Below are 18,480 nucleotides of genomic sequence, written 5' to 3' on the forward strand. Positions count from 1 at the left end.
GATGCCGTGACTAAAATTGCCCTGTTCGGTGCTGGCGGAAAGATGGGCGTCCGGCTGTCCACCAATCTGATCGGCACCGAGTTCGACGTGAGCCATGTCGAAGTCAGCGCCGCCGGGCGCGCGCGCCTGAAGGCCGAAACTGGACTGGACTGCGTGGAGCGCGATGCCGCCCTTGCGGGAGCGGCTGCGGTCATCCTCGCCGTTCCCGATACCCATATCGGCCGGGTTGCGTCCGAGGTGGTGCCGCTGCTGGCCTCCGGGACGATGGTGCTGATCCTCGATGCGGCGGCGCCCTTTGCCGGACATCTGCCGGAACGGGCGGACATCACCTATTTCGTCACGCATCCATGTCATCCGCCGATCTACAACGACGAAACGACGCCCGAGGGGAAGGCCGATCATTTCGGCGGCGTCGCGGCGAAACAGGCGATCGTCAACGCGCTGATGCAGGGCCCGGCCGAGCATTACGATCTGGGTGACCGGATCGCGCGGGCGATCTTCGCGCCCGTCATGCGCAGCCACAAGGTGACGGTCGAGCAGATGGCGATGCTGGAGCCGGGGCTGTCGGAAACCGTCTGCGCCTCGCTGCTGACCGTGATGCGCGAGGCGATGGACGAATGCGTGGCGCGCAGCGGCGTCAGTGAAGCCTGCGCGCGTGACTTCTTGCTCGGCCACATGAACATTCTGGGGGCGGTGATCTTCGAGGAACGGCAGGGCGTGTTCTCGGATGCGTGCAACAAGGCGATCCAGTTCGGCATTCCGGTGCTGATGAAGGACGACTGGAAGCGCGTATTTGACTGGGACGAGATCACCGCCTCGATCCGGCGGATTACCTGAGCAGTAGCAGCGCCATGAAGGAGATGACCTTGCGCAGCGGCGCGTTTTCGGCCCGGGTGACGGAAGGCGCAATCGGTGCCGTGACCTGCGGCGGTGTGGAGGTGCTGCGCGGCCTGACCTGCCCGGTCCGCAACGCCGACTGGGGCACGTACCTGACCGAGACGGTGAGCGAGCAGCTGGACACCGCCCGCTATGCCCGCCGCTTCACCGATAGCGACAAGACGTTCGACGGGGCGCTCGACGTGAAGCTGGACGAGGTGTCGCCGGGCGCGGGGCGGCTGGTGGCCGAGGTTTCATTCACCTTCCGCCGCGCCGCGCGGGTGAACCGGGTCGGCTTCACCCTGCTGCATCCGCTGCGCGGTGTTGTGGGGCAACCTCTGACACTTCGCCATCCGGGCGGCGGGATCAGCGAGGCGGCCTTTCCGTCGCGGGTCAGCCCCGCCCAGCCCGCGCTGGACATCGCCGGACTGGCGCATGTGGTGCAGGGCGTCGCTGTGGAGATCGCGATGGAAGGCGAGGTGTTCGAAATGGAGGATCAGCGCAACTGGTCCGATGCCTCGTTCAAGACCTATTGCCGTCCGCTGTCCCTGCCCTTCCCCTATGGCGTGGCGGCGGGCGAGACGGTGCGACAGCGGATCGTCCTGACGGTCAGGCAGACGGGCGAAGAAACGGGGCGCAAGCCGGATGCGCCTGCCGCGCCGCGTTCCGTGCGGATGCCGCAAGTCATGCTGGCACATGAGTCGGGTCTGTCCGACCGCGCCGCGCTGGCCGCATTCCCCGGCGTTCCGGTGTTGTTGCGCCTGACGCCCGACACGCCGCAAGCCGAGCTGGAGTCTCTTGCAGCTCGTCCCGGCACCGCGCTCGAAATCGTCTTCGAAGACCTGCCCGGGCTGCAGTCGCTGATCGCGCGGGCGCGGATGGCGGGTTTGATGCCGCTGCGGGTCACCGCCTTGCCACGCCTCTGGCTGAAGAGCCACCAGCCTTCGGGGCCTTGGCCGGAAGGTCCGCGCCCGGAGGCGGCGTTGCCGCTGCTGCGCGCCGGATTTCCCGGCAGGCCCGTCGGCGGAGGCAGCCTGACCAACTTCACCGAGTTGAACCGCGCTCGCCCCGATCCGGAAACCGTGGATTTCGTGACTTTCGGCAATACGGCCCTTGTCCACGCCGCCGACGATCTGTCGGTCTGGCAGACGCTGGAGGCGCTGCCCGACATCTTCCGGACAGCGCAGGACATCGCAGGCGGCAAGCCGCTGCATCTGGGCCTGCTGTCGATCGGGATGCGCAGCAATCCCTACGGGGACGGTGTGGCGGCGAACCCGCAGCGCCTGCGGCTGCCGATGGCGCAGGATGATCCGCGTCAAGGCACCGGCTTTGCCGCTGCCTATGCGGTTGCCGTATTGGCCGGCGCTGCGGTAGCTGGGGTGGAAAGCCTTGCGCTTGCCATGCCGGACGGTCCGCTTGGGGCCACGGGTCCGCTGGCCGATGTGGTGCGCACCGCTGCCGCCTTGGCCGGACAAGAGGTGCAGATTGCGCGGACGGGCGGAGTGGTTGTCGTTGACGCCGGCGGCTCCGGCCTTGCCGCAAACTGCACAGGCAGCGTCGCCAACGTGGACGGCCTGCCGCCCCTCATCCCGGAAAGCGCGACAATCTGGGACGCGCCGGCCCCTGAACGACAGGACACAGCATGACGGACGCAAGGATCAAAGCCGACTACATCCTCGAAACGCCGATGGATCCCGCACGGGCCGCCGCCATCCTGGCGGGAGAGCAGTCGTCGGGCACCTTCATGGCCGTTCCCGGCGAGACGGAGGCGCTGAAGGCCCGTTCGGCCGCGCGGGTGGAACGGCTGGAGGATCTGGGTCCGGTCCCCGCCGCGGCGCTGCCCGGAGGCGCCGGTGCGGACCGCCCGCATCGGCGCGTGGCGCTGTCCCTGTCCTGGCCGCTCGGCAATACCGGCACGAGTCTGCCAAACATCCTCGCGACCGTTGCGGGCAACCTGTTCGAGTTGAGCTGCGTGGCCGGCCTGCGCATGACCGCGCTGCGGGTTCCACCGGAACTGGTGACCGCCAGCCCCGGCCCCGCTTTCGGCGCGCCCGGCACGAGGCGGCTGACCGAAGTGCAGGGGCGGCCGCTGATCGGCACCATCGTCAAGCCGTCCATCGGGCTGACGGCAGAGGAAACGGCGGCACTGGTGGACACGCTCTGCACTGCCGGGATCGACTTCATCAAGGATGACGAGCTGCAGGCCGATGGCGCGGTCTGCCCCTTCGACGACCGGGTGCGGGCGGTGATGCGCGTCATCAACAGCCATGCCGGGCGCACCGGGCGGAAGGTGATGTACGCCTTCAACCTGACCGGCGAGGTGGACGAGATGCGCCGCCGCCACGATCTGGTGCTGGCGGAGGGCGGCACCTGCGTGATGGCCAGTGCCAACTCGGTCGGCCTGACCGGCATGCTGGCGCTGCGTCGGCACGCCGTGCTGCCGATCCATCTGCACCGCAACGGTTGGGGATATCTGTCGCGCCATCCATCGCTTGGCTTCGATTATACCGCGTGGTCGGTGCTGTGGCGGCTGGCAGGGGCCGACCACATGCATGTGAACGGCATCCGCAACAAGTTCTGCGAAAGCGATGCCAGCGTGATCGCCTCGGCCCGTGGTTTGCTCACCCCCCTTTCGGCAGAGCAGCCGGCGCTTGCGATGCCGGTCTTCTCCTCGGGCCAGTCGGCGGGGCAGGTACATGACACTTGGGCCGCGCTTGGCACTTCGGACCTGATCTTCGCCGCAGGGGGCGGGATCATGGCGCATCCCGACGGGCCGGCGGCGGGGGTCCGGTCTCTTCAGGACGCTTGGGCCGCGGCGATGGGCGGTATGTCGCTGCAGGCGGCCTCCAAGGACAGTCCGGCGCTTGCCGCAGCCCTCAGAACGTTCGGTTCCGGCGCGGGAGGCTAAGAGGGCTGCGCCGGCAGCGGCCTGCCGCTCCGCCGCCCTGGGCCCTTGGCGGCAAGGGCGAGCACCAGGATCACCACCGCGCCCTGCGCCAGATCCTGCGTGCCCCGTGGCAGGCTGAGGATCTGCATGATCGTCACCATCAGGATCAGCAGGATCGCCGCGAACCAGGTGCCGACCGCGGTGCCTTGTCCACCCGCGATCAGCGTGCCGCCCAGCACTACGGCCGCCACGGATTGCAGCAGGTAGGGCTGCCCGATCTCCAGGAACGCGCCGCCGACATAGGCGCCCAGCACTAGCCCGGTCAGCGCCGCCAGCACCGCGCTGGCCACGAAGGCGCTTACCAGTACCCGGTTCACCGGGACGCCTGCAAGTCGCGCCGCTGCCCGACTTTGGCCGATCGCCGACAGCTGCCAGCCATGCACGCTGTGGCGCAGCAGAAGCGCTAGCGCAGCCACCAGCGACAGCGCCACAAGCGCGAAGACCGGCACGCCGCCGATCTTCCCCGCCGCCAGCCAGCGAAGCCCCGGCGCGACCAACCGTGGGCCGAACTGCGTGGCATTGGTGATCAGGGCGGCCGAGGCGAGGATATAGCCGGTCGCAAGCGTAGCGATGATTGCCGGAATCCGCAGCCGGATCACGAGCGCTGCGTTCACCAGCCCCACGCCGACCCCCAGCCCAAGCGCTGTCAGCACGCCCAGCCAGATCCGCCCGTCCTGCCCCTTGACTACGAGGAGGGCGAGAAAAGCGCTCAGCGTCAGCACGCCCGCCACCGACAGGTCGATATTGCCGCGCCCGGTGGTCACGACCAGCATCTGTCCAAGCGCCACGCAGGTCAAAAAGGACGCCGACAGCACTATGCCCGACAGGCTGTTCAGGCTCCACCGGCCCGAGACTGCGGACAGCACGACCCACAGGATCGCCACTGCCAGCGCGGCCCAGATCCAGCGGTTGCTCCGGGCGAATGTCTGCAACGCGGTCATTCTGCATCCTCTCTCGGCAGGGACAGGCTGCGCAGGGCGAGAACCGCCAGCAGCAGCAGCCCCTGCGTTGCGGGGTTGAGGTTGGAAGGGATGTTCAGCATTGCCAGCAGCGCCCCGATGAGCGTCAGCGTCATCGCACCCACCACGGCGCCGGCGGGCGAGATCACTCCTCCCATCAATGCCGCACCGCCCATGACGACCGCCGCCACCGACATCAGCGTGTAGGATGTACCGGAGTTGATGTCAGACGCAAAGTTCACGGCGGTCAGCATGATCCCCGCGAGCGCGAGGAAGCAGCCGGCGATGGCATAGCGGATCACCGCGCATCGAAGCGGGGACCAGCCGCTGCGCTGCATGGCGGCGGGATTGTTGCCGAAGCCGCGCAGCCCGACCCCCAATGGCGTGCGGTTGATCCACAGCGCGAGCGCCGTGAAAAGGCAGATCAGCAGCACCGAGGTCGGAACGCCCGGGATTCGCCAACGGATCAGCGCCTGCGTCCAGCCGGCGGCCGTCCCACCTGGCGTCGGCTGGATCGAAAACCCGATGCCCAGCCAGATGAAGGACGCGCCCAGTGTGACGACGATGGCAGGGATCTGCCGCCACTGGATCAGCGCGCCAACTGTGGCATAGGCAGCAAGCGCCGCGGCGATGGCTGCCAGCCCGAGCGGCGTGGACGCCGGCAGCACCGTGGCCGCCAGCACCGAGATCAGCGCCGCGAAAGCCCCGGCCCCCAAGTCGATTTCTGACCCTCCGATGATGAACATCTGCGCCAGCGCGATCAGCATCAGCGCAACGGCGGGTTTCAACAGCAGTTCCAACCCGAAGGCGCTGACCGTGTTGGGGTTGGCATTGAACATCAGCCCCAGCACGACAACAAAGCTGACATAGGGCAGCGCCGCCGCCGCCAGCCGCAGCGCGGTCCGGCGCGTGCCGCCCGGCTCCTCCGTTTGGGTGGAGGGGACGCCGAAGGCAGCTTCCAGCACGGTGGGCGCCTTGATCGCGTCCCCCTCGAGATCGGCCACGATCCGCCCGTCGGCGAAAACAAGCGCCCGATGCGCAAGGTCCAGTTCCGCATCCTCGGTGGTGTGCCAGACGATCGCGCGACCTTCGGCGGCCAGTTCGTGCAGCAGATTGTAGAAATCCTGCTTGGTGGCGATGTCGACGCCGCGGGTGGGGTCGTCCAGCAGCACCACCTTCGCATCGCCCACAAGAGCGCGGGCGACGAGCGCCTTTTGCTGGTTGCCGCCGCTCAGATCGCCGATCGTCGACATCAGGCGCGCGGGATCCAGCCGCAGCCGCTTGGCGGGTTCAAGCGCGGCGACGCGGTCGGCTGCCCTGTCCACACGCGAAAGGCCCGGCAGCCCTGCCCACCGGCCGATGGCGATGTTAGCCAGCACATCCCAAAGCGGAAAGATGCCCTCCTTCTGCCGGTCACCCGCGACGAAGGCGGCTGTGCCGTCGCGGCTCGTGCCGGGCGCTCCCTGAAACAGCGCGTGAAGGAAAAGCTGCTGGCCGCTGCCCTCCAGCCCGGTTAGAGCAACGATCTGGCCTGCGCGCAGAATGTACGGAGTTTGCGTCCAGGGCGCGCCGATCCGCATCAGGGGCGCCCCGTCTGCGCGGGCGCGGCGGTCCCGCGCCGGGCCGTCGCTTCGCCCGCCCATCAGCTCGATCAGATGCGCCGCCGAGGTGTCGGCCGCCCGCCCGCGCCACGCCATTCGCCCATTGCGCAGCAGCGCGACCGAGCTGGCGATCTTGGTGATCTCCTGCAACTTGTGGCTGATGAAGATGAAGGCAGTTCCTTCGCCCGCACGCGCCTGCACGAAAGCGATCAGCTGCGCCGCCCGACGGGCCGAAAGCGAAGAGGTCGGCTCGTCGAGGATGATCAGCCGCACGCCGGGGGTGGCGGCTGCGCGGGCGATCTCGACCATCTGCCGCTCGCCCAGTGTCAGGCTGCCGAGCGGCGCATCCGGCGAGATGCCATGGCCGGGGAAGACGGCGTCCAGGGCCTCGCGTGCCCGCTGGCGGTAGGGGCCGCGCCAGCCGGGGCGCAAGCTCGCGGCGCCCGGCGCTTCCACGAAGAAGTTTTCGGCGACCGTCAGGTTCGTGCAGAGCGACAGTTCCTGATGCACCATGCGGATACCATGCGCCTGCGCCGCGGCGGCGTCATGCCCAGCCTCGGCCTCGGCCCCGTCCAGCAGGATCTGCCCTTCCGAGGCGGGAACCATGCCGCACAGCACCTTCATCAGCGTGGACTTCCCGGCACCGTTGCCGCCGACCAGCCCCAGCACCTCGCCTGCCGCGATGTTCAGATCGATGCTGTCATTGGCACGGGTCGCGCCATAGGTCCGGCAGATGCCTCGCAGAGACACCAAGGGCACGGCCTGTGCGGGCAAAGGCAACGAAGAGGCGATGGCTTGTGGGGCTGTCATCGGCGCGGGCGCAGTCCTGCGGGGGCCACCCTTGCGGCGCGGCGAAGAAAAACGGGATGTGTATGGATGGGGGTGCGGGCCAGCAGCTCGGCCCCCACCATTCAAGCTCACTGCAGCAGATTGTCCTGCACCCATTCCAGCGAATAGCTGGGACTGATGATCATTCCGGCCGGCAGATCGGCATATCCCGCCAGGTTGTCGGCGTTGACCGTGGCCACCGGCATGATCATCTCGCGCGGGGGTTCGGCCCCCTGCAGCATCGACACGGCAAGCCACAGCGCCGCGCCGCCGATCCCCGGCGTCGTGTTCATCGAGATCGTCTGATAGCCGCTGCGTGCGTTCTCTTCTGCCCACCACTTGACGAAATCCGTGCCGCCACCGCCTTCGATCACGGGCATCTTCTCCGTGTAGGAGCCGCCGTATTGCAGGAAGGCCTGCACGATGCCCATGTCGTCGCTGCCCCCCTGCGCGAGGACCACATCCACCTGAGGAAGGCTGGGCAGCACGTTGGCGATGGCGCTTTGCGCGACCGCTGCCGTCGCCTGCCCGTAGACCTCGGCCGCCACCGTCACCCCGGGATATTCCTTCAGCACGTCCATCTGGGCTGCGTACATCGCGGCATCAGGAGCGGAGCCAGCAACACCCCGCACCACAATGGCATTTCCTTCGCCGCCGATCAGGTCGAGCGCTGCGCGGGCCTGAGCCTGCTTGTAGCCGGTGAAGTCGAAGTTCAGTTGGTAATTGCATGGAGCCGACGCGATGGAATCGAAGCTTATGACGGTGATTCCGGCACCGCAGGCTTCCTCGATCACGCCGTTCAGCGCGGTTTCCGAGGCAGAGTTGATCGTGATGATATCGACCCCGCGAAGGATCAGTTCGGCCAAATGCGCCTGCTGCTGCACCACCGACCCGTCGCCGTTCATCACGATGTAATCGCCGATCAGCCCCTGCGCTTTGGCCGCCTCTGCCGCCTCTTCGAAGGCGGTGACCATCTGCTGCCGCCAAGTATTACCGTAAAACGAGTTCGACAGCGCCACCACCGGCGCATCCTGCGCCAGCACCGGCTGTCCGCCGCCCAACCCCGCCGCTACGGCTGCGACACTGATCCATCCTTTGACCGACATTAGGCCACCTCCACTGACTCATCGTTACACTGAGGTCACCTTATCATATCAGCATTCCGAAACCGTGATGAATGTTTTTGTTGTCACTAGAAGGATGAACAGACTTTAGAGGGAGGGGCAGGGGCTCCGTCGCAAAAAATCCAAAGAGGTACAGAGTGTCCGTGATTCCCTTGACTTCAGGCGGCGAGCTTACAGAATTGCACCCGGCACGGCGCTGCGGCGCGGTTGCGCAGGCCAGATTTCGGGCTCGGCGCGGCGGGCTTTCTCTCCGGCCTCAACGCGGCGGCGCTGCACCCGCTGGTGCTCATCGCCGCCTGATCCCTCTCGATATCATCTGACAGCCATCTGCCGACGCACACCCGACGTCAGCCGCCGGGCTGCCTGAGCGCATCATGGACTTTATGCCGCGGCTGTCCGGTCTCCGGCCAATGCTGCCGCTTTCTCATCCCGATCCAATGGGAGGACCACTCATGTCCGACTGCAAAAAGCTTCACCCGACCATGACCTTCGGCGATCGCGAATGCGTCATCTTCGACGGCGCGATCCATCCGCAGTGGCAGGAAGCTGCCAGCCAAAAGGGCTTCGAGATCATCGCCCGCATTCTCGACCGCTACCACCTTGGCTTGCGCCATCACGCCTGCGGCCGCGACATGATCTGCAAGCTCTTCACGCTGCGGACCGCGATCCCGCTTTGCCCCCACTGCCTTGAGGATCGGCGGCGCGAACTCTGCGACGCCGCAGGCGTGACTTTCCTCGCTCCGGCGCGGCCCCACTACTTCCGCATCCAGCTATCCTGCGGTCACGAAGTGGAGCGACAGCAGGAGTTCCTGGAGCGCGTCAGAGCCGGGAAGACCGAGATCCGCTGCGACGCCTGCCTCGAGGCGCGACTCGAAGCCGCAGCGGGCGGCCGCGGCTGGACGCTGCTGGGCCCTGATCCCAAGGGTGATCGAAACTATCGGCTGTATGGTCACGAATGCGGGCATACGCAGCGGGTTGCGATCGTGAACATGCAGACGGGCCGTTTCACCTGCCACGCCTGCAGCGACACGTGGACGAACGATCCCAGCTTCATCTACCTGATGCGCTTCATCCTGCGCAGCGGCCGGATCGCTACCAAAGTCGGCTTTTCGCGCAACCCTGCATCGAGGCTGCGTTATCAGCTCGTCATGGATCTTGAGCAGAATGCCCAACTGCTCCGGGTGATCCCGGTGCCAACAGGTCACCAGGCAATCTGCTATGAGAAGCGGCTGCACGTGAACCTGCGCAAGCTTTTTCCCGGTGCCGTTCTTGATCGGGCAGAGTTCGAGGGCGAGGTTCGTGTTCTTTCTGAACTCTACTGCGCCAGCATCGAGCCCGAGATCATGGCGCTGCTCGACGACATCGAGCTCCGGGTCAAGTCGCTGGCAAAGCGCGCGGCGAAGCTTGCCCGGCGCAGCGCGCAGCAGGACGCCCGCCGCGCAAGTAACCGGCAGCGCCGCAAGCGCTCGGGCGGGTCCGCCAAAGCAGGTTGACCGGAAGCGCCGATCACGCCCCCCACCCAAGTCCCTCCGGAGGTCCCGATGACCAAGCCTGACACGGGGACGGCTGCGCCGTCCCGCCCCGCCTGGCGCGCATACGCCGCCGACATCCTGAACCGCGCCCGCGAGATGGAGGCGCGCACCGATGCCGAGCGCGCCACTCTGCTGGAAGAGCATGACGCTGCGGATGAAGTCCTGCCCCGGCTGCCCGGAGACGCCGCCGTCTCGTTCACATCACCGCGTGACCAGATGATGATCCTCTGCCTCGCGGCCACGATCGGCAGCGAAGATCGCCTGCGGGCAGAACTGCAGCAGGGTGCGATCATCGCGGTCATCGGTCTGCCTGATGATCTGCTGAAGGATGCGCGTCGGCTTTTGCCCCTCTTGCTTCCGCCGGGCTGGCGGATCGCCCGGAGCGAGCACGAGCGCCGCCGTCCCGGCGCGGTCGCGGTCGTCGAGCCTGCACCGACCTATGCCAGCTATGCCCAGGAAGGTCTGACGAGGACCCTCGAAACGGCCCTGACGTTCGATGTGCCGGTCGTGCTGCTGCTGCCCGAAGGCCTGGCCGCGGCCAAGGCTCTCGAAGGGGCGGAGGTGCCGCTCTGGCCCTTCCGCCGGATGGATCGCGAGATCGTGGCCGAGCGTCTCGCGCTGAGCTGGCCGCAGGCCGACCCTGCCGCGCTGCGCGAGCAGCTTCCGCCGGACGATCAGCTGGCCGTGATGCCGATGCTGCCCCTGATGCTGTCTCTGCGGAGCAAAAGCGTCGAAGAGGCGGTGCGGGTTCTGCGGAACACAACGGGCGCGTCCGCAGCGCGACCCCGACAGGACGACCCGAACGCGGGCGCGGCCGGCATGGACCTGCCGGAGGGACGGACGCAGCCCGGCATTCGTCTGGCCGAGCTTGCCGGTCTCGGCGCCGCCCGTGACGTGACTCTCGGGATCGTCGAGGATCTGCGCGCCTGGCATGCAGGCGAGTTGCCCTGGGACGCGGTGCATCGCGGCATGCTGGTCGTGGGCTTGCCCGGCTGCGGCAAGACCGAGCTGGCCCGCGCGATGGCACGCGAACCCGGTATTCATCTGGAAAGCGCCAGCTATGCGCAATGGCAGGCCCGGGGCCATCTTGGCGACATGCTCAAGGCGATGCGCGCCAGCTTCGCGGCAGCGGCCGATCAGGCGCCGTCTATCCTGTTTCTCGATGAGCTCGATGCCTTCGGGTCACGGACGGGAGGGGGCATCACGCAACACCAGAGCTACGACACCAAGGTGATCACCGCGTTTCTCGAGCAGCTCGACGGAATTGACGACCGGGTGGGGGTCGTCATCGTCGCCGCCTGCAACCATCCTGGGGTGATCGACCCGGCGGTCTTGCGGGCCGGCCGTTTCGATCAGCGGGTTACGCTCCGCCTGCCGGATGCCGAAGCGCTGGCCATCATCCTGCGCCAGCATCTCGGATCCGACCTGCCCGAGGCGGACCTCGCCATGCTCGGGCAAATGGCCCTCGGCCTCTCGGGCGCGGATTGCGCCGCCGCTGTCCGGGCGGCCCGCGCCGCCGCGCGGCGGCAGAAGCGCCCGTTGACGGCCGAGGACCTGCGCGCCGCCCTCGCGCCGGACCATCTGTCTCTTCCCGCCGACATGCGCCGCCGGGCGGCGATCCACGAGGCCGGCCATGCCGTCGTGATGACCGCGCTCGGCCTCGGGCGGGTCAAGGCCCTGCGGCTCGGACCGAATGGCGGCGAGACACGCATGCGTTGGTTCGACTCCGACTCGACACGGGAGCTGCTGCAGCGGCGCTGCGCCGGGCATCTCGCGGGGCGCGCGGCCGAGATCCTTCTGCTCGGCACGGCCAGCGGCGGCGCAGGCGGCACCGAGGACAGCGATCTGCACCAGGCAACACGGCTGGTGATGCAATGCGAGATCAACTTGGGCCTGGGCAGCATGGGTCATCTCTCCGTCGGTGCGCCGCCGCCCACAACAGCACTGCTGTCGCTGCCACCCCACCTGCGGCAGCAGATGAAGCGCGATCTCGACAAGGCCCTTGCGCTGGCGCTGGAGATCTTGCGGCAATACCGGACGCTGCTGGAGAGCCTGGCACGGGATCTCGAGATCCGCGGTTTCTTCCTGGAAGCAGACTTGGCGGTGGCTCTGGCACCCGTCATAGGGAAAAATAGGGGTAACTCCCTGGAACCGCATCAACGAGACAGTAGGCAACCCATCAGTTTCTGGCGCAAACCGTAGGGCAAGACGCAAGGGATTGGTGATCTGGCCGCGAAAAAGCCCGATGTGAGACGGCACCATCCCGGGCCGCACGCGCGCGCACCATTTCGGGCTGCGTAATCTGAGGCTCGAACCTAACCTCTGCGGGACGTCCGCCCTGTCGACCGGCCTGCGGATGGTGACGAAGTTCCCACTATGTCTCGGAACATGGCCGACTGGTCCGTTGCCCGGCGGAGGCGCCCGCGCAACGCACGGTCAGTTATCCACAGCGGCCTGTGTCATCCCCGCTTGCACAACCGCCTTTCGATCAAAGCTGTAGATCGCCGTGCAGCCGCTGTCCCGTGCGCAAAGCGCGATCATGTGGTCCGAGAAGCCTGCGCCGCCGTGGCGATAGCGCTCTGTCGCTAGTCCGACACGATCGGCTGCCTCGACGACTAATTCTTGCGAAGACAGCCGCCTGCTGCGAATCGTCCTGCACCAGGAAGCGGACGACGACATTGGTATCAAGCGCGATCATTCGCGCCCTGTGCCACGACCTCGTCCATCTGCTCCAGCGTAACGGGCGCCTGCCCCTTGCGCCACAGCATGCCCCGAAGCCCCGCGACCGGGCGCGTCCGCATGATCCGGACCTGACCTCCATCCAGAATGACATAGCGCAGCCGGTCGCCCGGCATCAGATCAAGCGCCCGCCTCACGGATTTCGGCAGCGTCGTTTGACCTTTTACGGTTATGCTGGACTCAGACATGGCGCCACCATAGCACGAAGACGTTCCGCCTTACATATTGTAGTACCGCCTTGGGATTTCAAGATCCCGGCTTGGCCTAAGGCATTTTGCAGACCGGATCCGCCTCAGCGTGATCGGGCAGAGGCGCTGCGATGTCTTCGGCAATATCGGCACGGCGATAAGCCCTGACGGTGAAGAGCGCCGAGACCTTCCCCTGCCCCAGCAGATAGCCCAGTTCCTGGCTGCGGAATGCCGGGTTGACGGTGACCATCACGGCGCCGATCCGGGCCAGCGCATATTCAAGCAGCACCCATTCCACGGCGTTCGGGGACATCACGGCGACCCGGTGGCCAGCCTGGATTCCGAGCGCGATCAACGCCCGCGCCAGCACATCCACCCGAGCATACAACGTCGCGTAGTCGATCTCATCATCCGCGAAGATCAGCGCGGTCGCATCGCCATTCTTCCGCGCCTGCTGGCGCAGGGCCTCGCCTATAGTGATTTCGACCAAGGGCATCACAGGATGCGATGCGCTGACGCTTGCGCGCCGGCTCGCTGATGTGAGAAAGTCAGGCACCGAACAGATCTCTCCCGTACTGTTCATGATCGAACAATACGGGAGAGAGATGATTCGTCAACGACCAAGAGGAGGCCTCATGACCGAGCCTGTCGATCCGGATGCCGGTACCGCACGACTTGGAAGCCCGGCGATCGACGGGCAGATCAGCTACAAGCTGCGACTTGCGCAGATCGTCGCCTACCGTGCGTTCGAAGGTGTCGTCACTGGTTTTGGCGCGGCGCCGCGTTATCTCGGCCTTTTGTGCCTCATCCGCGACAATCCAGGCCAGGCGCAGAGCAGGCTGGCCGAAGCGGTCGCCTTGCAACGCTCTTCCTTGGTCACGATCCTTGACCGGCTCGAGGCGGACGGCCTTGTGGAACGCCGCGCCGTGTCCGGGGACCGGCGGATGAAGCAGGTTTGGCTGACCCCCGAGGGAGGGCGTGTCGTCGACCTGCTGCTCCCGCAGGCCGAGGCCCATGAGGCGGCCTTGACCGCCGGGCTGAGCGCGACGGACAAGGCCTTGTTCCTGCGGGCCTTGGATCAAGTCGTGCAAAACCTCAGCTGAGCGCCAAGCCCCTTCAACCCTTTCTTCGAAGCGCTCAGTGCCATCCCGGACCGGATTAGAACGGGTAGTGCTGGTTCGGGTCCTCGATGGTGATCCAGCGCAGTTCGGTGAAGGCGTCGATGCCGGCCGAGCCGCCGAAGCGGCCGTAGCCACTGTCCTTGACGCCCCCAAAGGGCATCTGCGCCTCGTCCCCGACCGTGGGGCCGTTGATGTGGCAGATCCCCGACCTGATGCGCCGCGCCACATCCAATGCCCGCGGAATGTCGCGGCCGAAGACGGCGGCCGAGAGGCCGTAATCGGTATCATTGGCCAGCTCGACCGCATGATCGGTGTCACGGGCGCGCACGACGCAGACGACGGGGCCGAAGGATTCCTCGCGGAAAAGGCGCATGTCCGGCGTCACGTGATCGACGATGGTGGCTGGCATGATCGTGCTTCCGCTCGCGCCGCCAGTCGTGACCCGCGCGCCGGCATCCGCCGCGTCGCGGACCAGCTCGTCGACCTTTTCGACCGCCCCTCGAGAGATGACCGAGCCCAGCACAACCTGTCCGCGCGGATCGCCATGGGACAGCCCCGACGCTTTGGCCGTAAACTTCTCGACGAAGGCGTCGGCGATGCTCTCCGCGACGATGATCCGCTCGGTCGACATGCAGATCTGGCCCTGGTTCATGAAGGCACCGAAGGTCGCCGCGTTCACCGCCCCGTCCAGATCGGCGTCCTCCAGGATCACCAGCGGCGCCTTGCCGCCCAGCTCCAGCAGCACGGGCTTCAGGTGCTTGGCCGCCTCGGCCGCGATGATCTTGCCGACCCGGGTCGAGCCGGTGAAGTTCACCCGTCGCACATCGGGATGGGCGATCAGCGCCTTCACGACCTCGGGGGCGTCCTCTGCGGCGTGGCTGATGACGTTGATCGCGCCTTCGGGAAGGCCGGCCTCTGCCAGCACCTCGCCAATCATGGCATGAAGGCGCGGGCACATTTCAGAGGATTTCAGCACCACCGTGTTCCCGCAGGCTAGCGGCATCGCCACGGCGCGCACCCCCAGGATCACGGGAGCATTCCAGGGCGCCATGCCGACAAGAACGCCAACCGGCTCTCGATAGGCCATCGCCAGCGTTCCCGGCTTGTCCGAGGGCACCACCTCGCCCTTGATTTGGGTCGTGCTGGCAGCGGCCTCGCGCAGGATCTTGGCGGCAAACAAGACGTTGAAGCCCATCCACGGTCCGGTCGCGCCCGTCTCGGCGATGCCTGTCTCGATGAAGTCCTGCGTGCGCGCCTCAAGAAGATCAGCAGCCTTGTTCAGGATCTTGCGCCGCTCGCTCGGGCCGGTGCGGGACCAGGCGGGAAAGGCAGCCGCCGCAGCCGCGACCGCCGCGTCCACATCCGGCTTGCGCGCGGCGGCGGCGAGTGTCGCCACCTGCCCCGTCACCGGATCGCGCCGCTCGAACGTCCCGCCCCCCGCCGCAGCCATGGCCTTGCCACCGATCAACAATGTCGCCGTCATGAATCCTCCTCCGGATCTCTCTTCAGTGATGGTGAGCGGGCCGGGCGTCATTAAGTGACGCTTCGACCCGGTGGATGGCCTGCTGCGAGGATGCGACAAGGCCCCGCAGAACGTCTTCTGTCAGCCGCCCTGTTGGCCGGAAGATCGACAGTTCGCAGATCATCTTGCCGCTGCGCGGCAGGACCCACGAGTGTCGTCCAATCGTTGCAGCAACCGCTCGTTCTTGGTGGCTGTTTGGGCCGCTCATCAAACGCAGACTGGCCGATCCGATATACCGCCGCAAGTGGTCCGGCAACAGATGCGCCAGCCACAGCGTGAAATGTGCGGTGTAATACGCTTCTGGCCGAGTGCCCTTGGGGGTATCCACGGAAAGCAGCCGGGCCGCGACAGCACGATCAGATTGCCCATACTGCGGCACCGACCTTACCATGATCTCATGACTGCCCGTGGCAGGGCGACGCCGGCCGGCAAGTGAGCCATAAGCGCATGGCGCTGATATGGCGGATGAATTTTCTGCTCCTACTGAGGATCGAAAGCACCGAACGAAGCAAGTATCGGCAAAATCTCTTTATCATCCAAGGCAGCAATCATGGTGTAGTCCACGGCATCGTCGCTCCAAGACGCGATGCTTCCATAGACGCCCAGATCGACGCTCAGGCCATAGGCCGGCTCGCCTGGACTGTGAGGCTGGATGGCCAGGGTTGCGGGGCCGCCACTGGAATCGCGGTAGCTGAAAAGCGCGACCGGCCCGTTCTCGTTCTGCATGTAGCGAACCGTCTCGATCCGGTAGTCGGGCAGGTCGAAGGCCGCCAGTCGGAGGTCATGGCCAAAGCGCTCCGAGATGAACTGGACCGCAGTTGGCAGTTCGGCGGCGGCGAAGCGGTGAGCCTCGTAGGCGTCATCCGCGTAGAGCAGGTGCCCCCCGAGCGCGCGGGCGACGTAGTCGGGATGCCCCGCCAAGGGATCGCGGTCCGGAGAGATGAGGGAATGTGTGCCCCAGCCCGCGGCGAAGACGAGGATGGCGGCGGCCGCGCTTCGCATCTGCGGGCCGATCAGCGCTGCACGCAGGCGGCTCCTGCGCAAGCGGCCAGTCAGCTGACGCTCGAGCTGGGCGATCTGCAGATTGACCGGCAGCTCGTCCGCGCGGGCGCCAGCTTCCCGGATGATCCGGGCCTGCTGCCGCCATGCGGCGACGGCCGCGCGCGCCTCGGAATCTTGGGCCAGAGCGGCTTCGACCTCCGCGACCTGGTCCGGGGGCAGCATGTCGTCGGCATAGGCCAGCAGATCCACCTGCAGGCCGAGGTCTTGATCGCGGTCGTCTTTGCGTTCCATGTCTCAGGCTTCCTTGATGTTCTCTTGCGGCAGCTGCCGCGTCTTCTGACGCGTCGCGGCGTCACGCCCGCCGACCAGCCGCCGCAGCGCCTCGCGGCCGCGGCCAAGGCGCGACATGAAGGTCCCGAGCGGAACGTCGAGGCTGCTCGCAGCCTCGGCATAGCTCATCTCGCGCAGGGCGATCAGGACGATCGGGCGGCGCTGCGCCTCGGGCAGCGTCTCCAGTGCCTGCAGGACCTGCCGCAGCTCCAGCCGGTCCAGCTGCGTCTCGGGGGAGACGGGGGCGGGCAGATCCGGTGCAGCTTCGGTCCGGGTTCTTGCCCGGCGCAGATCGCTGACATGGGCATTGTGCATGATCCGGAACAGCCACGGTCGCAGGTCGCTGCCGGGCTGCCACGTCTCGGCACGCGCCAGCGCGCGTTTCAGGGTCTCCTGAACCAGGTCATCTGCCGAACTGGGATCGCGTGTCAGCACCAGCGCGTATCGGCGCAGGCTCTTGACGTGCTGGCTCAGATCGGCCGCGATGCTCACGTGCTCCTCCTGTCAGGCTCTCTTGGCACACATACGCGCGGCGCGGCGCTTTCATCCCGAGATAGATGCCGATCGCGACCTAAATCTGCGCCGGGATGATCCGGTGGGCTGAGACGTATTCCGGCAGCGCCCCCTGCGACGCGCGCAGGCGTGGCGTCCAATACGGAGGAGCCCATGGCCAACACATTGCCAAGCATCGTCACGCAGCCGGCACGCCCGCCGCGCCGCCCGCTCTGGCGACGCCTCCTTAGCGACAAGCCGAAGGTGGCGCTGCGCCGCATCGCCATCGTCGCCGCAGCCTTCTGCATCATGTTCTACGGCGTGATCGGCAGCCTGCTGAACAATGTCGACGCGGACATCACCTTCATGCCGCCCCAACCCGTGACCGGCGGAAGCCACGCCGTCAACATGGCCGAGGCGCTGATCCTGCGCGAGGTGACCGACAACCGGTGGGCCCCCAACGACCCTCCGTTCTTCCCGACCGCCATGCATGACAACATGGCCAACTTCCAGCGAGGGATGATCCGGGCGATCGGGCGGTTCACGCTGCAGCTGGAAAGCCAGGTCGGCAGGCTGCGCGGATCTTCGGCCATCGACGAGGATCTCAAGCGCGCCGCGGGCCTTCTGCAATTTCCGACCGATGTCTGGCTCTTCGACTTCAACCAGTCGCTGCTGCCCGTCCAGCCTGCCGAGGTCCAGTACGAGGCGGCGGCCCGGGCGCTGCGGAACTACAACCTGCGGATCGCGAGCAACACCGCCGTCTTCGAGGCGCGGGCCGATGCCCTTGCCCTGACGGTCGAGCAGATGGCGAGCGAGCTGAGCGCGCGGGCCGCGCTGATCGACTCGCACATCTCGGCCGGGTATTTCGTCGTGAACCGGACGTCGGACGACATCTTCTATGCCAACAAGGGCATGGCCTATGCGACCTATCTGCTGCTGCGCGAGCTGGGCCACGACTTCGATCAGGTGATCCAGTCGCAACGCCTGTCGCGGGTCTGGGGGCAGGCGCTTGAGAGCCTGCGCCACGCGGCCGAGCAGCGGCCGGCCATCGTGCTGAACGGCGCCGGGGTGAACAGCCTCATCGCCAACCATCTCCACATCCAGGGCTTCTACATGAAGCGCGCGATCCTGCAGCTGGACGAGGTCGCGCGGGTGATCCGCGCAGGGCGCTGAGGCTGGAAACATCCTGAACGGCGAACGCCCGGACGGCTCGTCCGGG

General features: G+C 66.8%; 16 protein-coding genes. 7 read left to right on the plus strand and 9 right to left on the minus strand.

Features of this window, described 5'->3' with window-relative positions; all coding sequences use genetic code 11:
• Window positions 1-6 precede the first annotated feature (6 nt).
• Genes BLP73_RS10915 through BLP73_RS10925 form a run of 3 tightly spaced genes read left to right on the plus strand, consistent with a single transcriptional unit; the run spans window position 7 to window position 3,784 of the window.
• The gene (locus tag BLP73_RS10915; RefSeq protein ID WP_090744018.1) at window positions 7-837 is read left to right on the plus strand and encodes a phosphogluconate dehydrogenase C-terminal domain-containing protein; all 831 of its coding nucleotides are present in this window, start codon (window positions 7-9) and stop codon (window positions 835-837) included.
• The gene (locus tag BLP73_RS10920; protein ID WP_483824908.1) at window positions 834-2,522 is read left to right on the plus strand and encodes a D-apionate lactonase family protein; all 1,689 of its coding nucleotides are present in this window, start codon (window positions 834-836) and stop codon (window positions 2,520-2,522) included. Before BLP73_RS10915 ends, BLP73_RS10920 begins: the two co-directional genes overlap by 4 nt.
• Window positions 2,519-3,784 (plus strand): ribulose-bisphosphate carboxylase large subunit family protein, encoded by a 1,266-nt coding sequence (locus BLP73_RS10925; RefSeq protein WP_090744023.1) that lies wholly within the window; start codon window positions 2,519-2,521, stop codon window positions 3,782-3,784. Before BLP73_RS10920 ends, BLP73_RS10925 begins: the two co-directional genes overlap by 4 nt.
• Here the strand turns inward: BLP73_RS10925 and BLP73_RS10930 are convergent.
• The 3 genes from BLP73_RS10930 to BLP73_RS10940 form a co-directional block, all read right to left on the minus strand.
• Window positions 3,781-4,764: an ABC transporter permease gene (locus tag BLP73_RS10930; RefSeq protein ID WP_090744026.1), complete on the minus strand. Its 984-nt coding sequence runs from the start codon at window positions 4,762-4,764 to the stop codon at window positions 3,781-3,783. The two genes, BLP73_RS10925 and BLP73_RS10930, sit on opposite strands and share 4 nt — an antisense overlap.
• A complete protein-coding gene (locus tag BLP73_RS10935; RefSeq protein WP_245686646.1) occupies window positions 4,761-7,133 on the minus strand; it encodes an ATP-binding cassette domain-containing protein in 2,373 nt (790 codons plus the stop codon). Before BLP73_RS10935 ends, BLP73_RS10930 begins: the two co-directional genes overlap by 4 nt.
• Before the next feature lie 167 nt (window positions 7,134-7,300).
• Complete coding sequence (locus BLP73_RS10940; RefSeq protein WP_090744033.1) at window positions 7,301-8,317, minus strand: ABC transporter substrate-binding protein; 1,017 nt, start codon at window positions 8,315-8,317, stop codon at window positions 7,301-7,303.
• 470 nt (window positions 8,318-8,787) lie between these two features.
• On the opposite strand from BLP73_RS10940, the gene BLP73_RS10945 reads away from it, so the two are divergent.
• Complete coding sequence (locus BLP73_RS10945) at window positions 8,788-9,828, plus strand: hypothetical protein (RefSeq protein WP_090744037.1); 1,041 nt, start codon at window positions 8,788-8,790, stop codon at window positions 9,826-9,828.
• Window positions 9,829-9,876: 48 nt separating this feature from the next.
• The gene (locus BLP73_RS10950) at window positions 9,877-12,069 is read left to right on the plus strand and encodes an AAA family ATPase (protein WP_090744039.1); all 2,193 of its coding nucleotides are present in this window, start codon (window positions 9,877-9,879) and stop codon (window positions 12,067-12,069) included.
• A gap of 482 nt (window positions 12,070-12,551) precedes the next feature.
• Here BLP73_RS10950 and BLP73_RS10955 read toward each other — a convergent pair whose 3' ends face one another.
• Both BLP73_RS10955 and BLP73_RS10960 read right to left on the minus strand, forming a co-directional pair.
• The gene (locus BLP73_RS10955) at window positions 12,552-12,794 is read right to left on the minus strand and encodes a type II toxin-antitoxin system PrlF family antitoxin (protein WP_090744042.1); all 243 of its coding nucleotides are present in this window, start codon (window positions 12,792-12,794) and stop codon (window positions 12,552-12,554) included.
• A gap of 76 nt (window positions 12,795-12,870) precedes the next feature.
• A complete protein-coding gene (locus tag BLP73_RS10960; protein WP_245686633.1) occupies window positions 12,871-13,377 on the minus strand; it encodes an AMP-binding protein in 507 nt (168 codons plus the stop codon).
• Window positions 13,378-13,429: 52 nt separating this feature from the next.
• Between BLP73_RS10960 and BLP73_RS10965 the strand changes: the two genes are divergently transcribed.
• Complete coding sequence (locus BLP73_RS10965) at window positions 13,430-13,897, plus strand: MarR family winged helix-turn-helix transcriptional regulator (RefSeq protein ID WP_175453328.1); 468 nt, start codon at window positions 13,430-13,432, stop codon at window positions 13,895-13,897.
• A gap of 55 nt (window positions 13,898-13,952) precedes the next feature.
• On the opposite strand, the gene BLP73_RS10970 is transcribed toward BLP73_RS10965, so the two are convergent.
• The 4 genes from BLP73_RS10970 to BLP73_RS10980 form a co-directional block, all read right to left on the minus strand.
• Window positions 13,953-15,398, minus strand: coding sequence for an aldehyde dehydrogenase (locus BLP73_RS10970; protein ID WP_090744051.1), 1,446 nt, complete (start codon window positions 15,396-15,398; stop codon window positions 13,953-13,955).
• 22 nt (window positions 15,399-15,420) lie between these two features.
• Window positions 15,421-15,765 (minus strand): hypothetical protein, encoded by a 345-nt coding sequence (locus BLP73_RS19035; RefSeq protein WP_139165946.1) that lies wholly within the window; start codon window positions 15,763-15,765, stop codon window positions 15,421-15,423.
• Window positions 15,766-15,917: 152 nt separating this feature from the next.
• Window positions 15,918-16,730 (minus strand): anti-sigma factor family protein, encoded by an 813-nt coding sequence (locus BLP73_RS10975; protein WP_090744054.1) that lies wholly within the window; start codon window positions 16,728-16,730, stop codon window positions 15,918-15,920.
• A 3-nt stretch (window positions 16,731-16,733) separates the two neighbouring features.
• Window positions 16,734-17,261 carry a sigma-70 family RNA polymerase sigma factor gene (locus tag BLP73_RS10980; RefSeq protein ID WP_090744057.1) on the minus strand — a complete coding sequence of 176 codons (528 nt, stop codon included), beginning with the start codon at window positions 17,259-17,261 and terminating at the stop codon, window positions 16,734-16,736.
• 174 nt (window positions 17,262-17,435) lie between these two features.
• On the opposite strand from BLP73_RS10980, the gene BLP73_RS10985 reads away from it, so the two are divergent.
• Complete coding sequence (locus BLP73_RS10985; RefSeq protein WP_090744060.1) at window positions 17,436-18,434, plus strand: DUF2333 family protein; 999 nt, start codon at window positions 17,436-17,438, stop codon at window positions 18,432-18,434.
• The last annotated feature ends 46 nt before the right edge of the window (window positions 18,435-18,480 follow it).

The organism is Paracoccus tibetensis (assembly GCF_900102505.1).
Taxonomy (GTDB): domain Bacteria; phylum Pseudomonadota; class Alphaproteobacteria; order Rhodobacterales; family Rhodobacteraceae; genus Paracoccus; species Paracoccus tibetensis.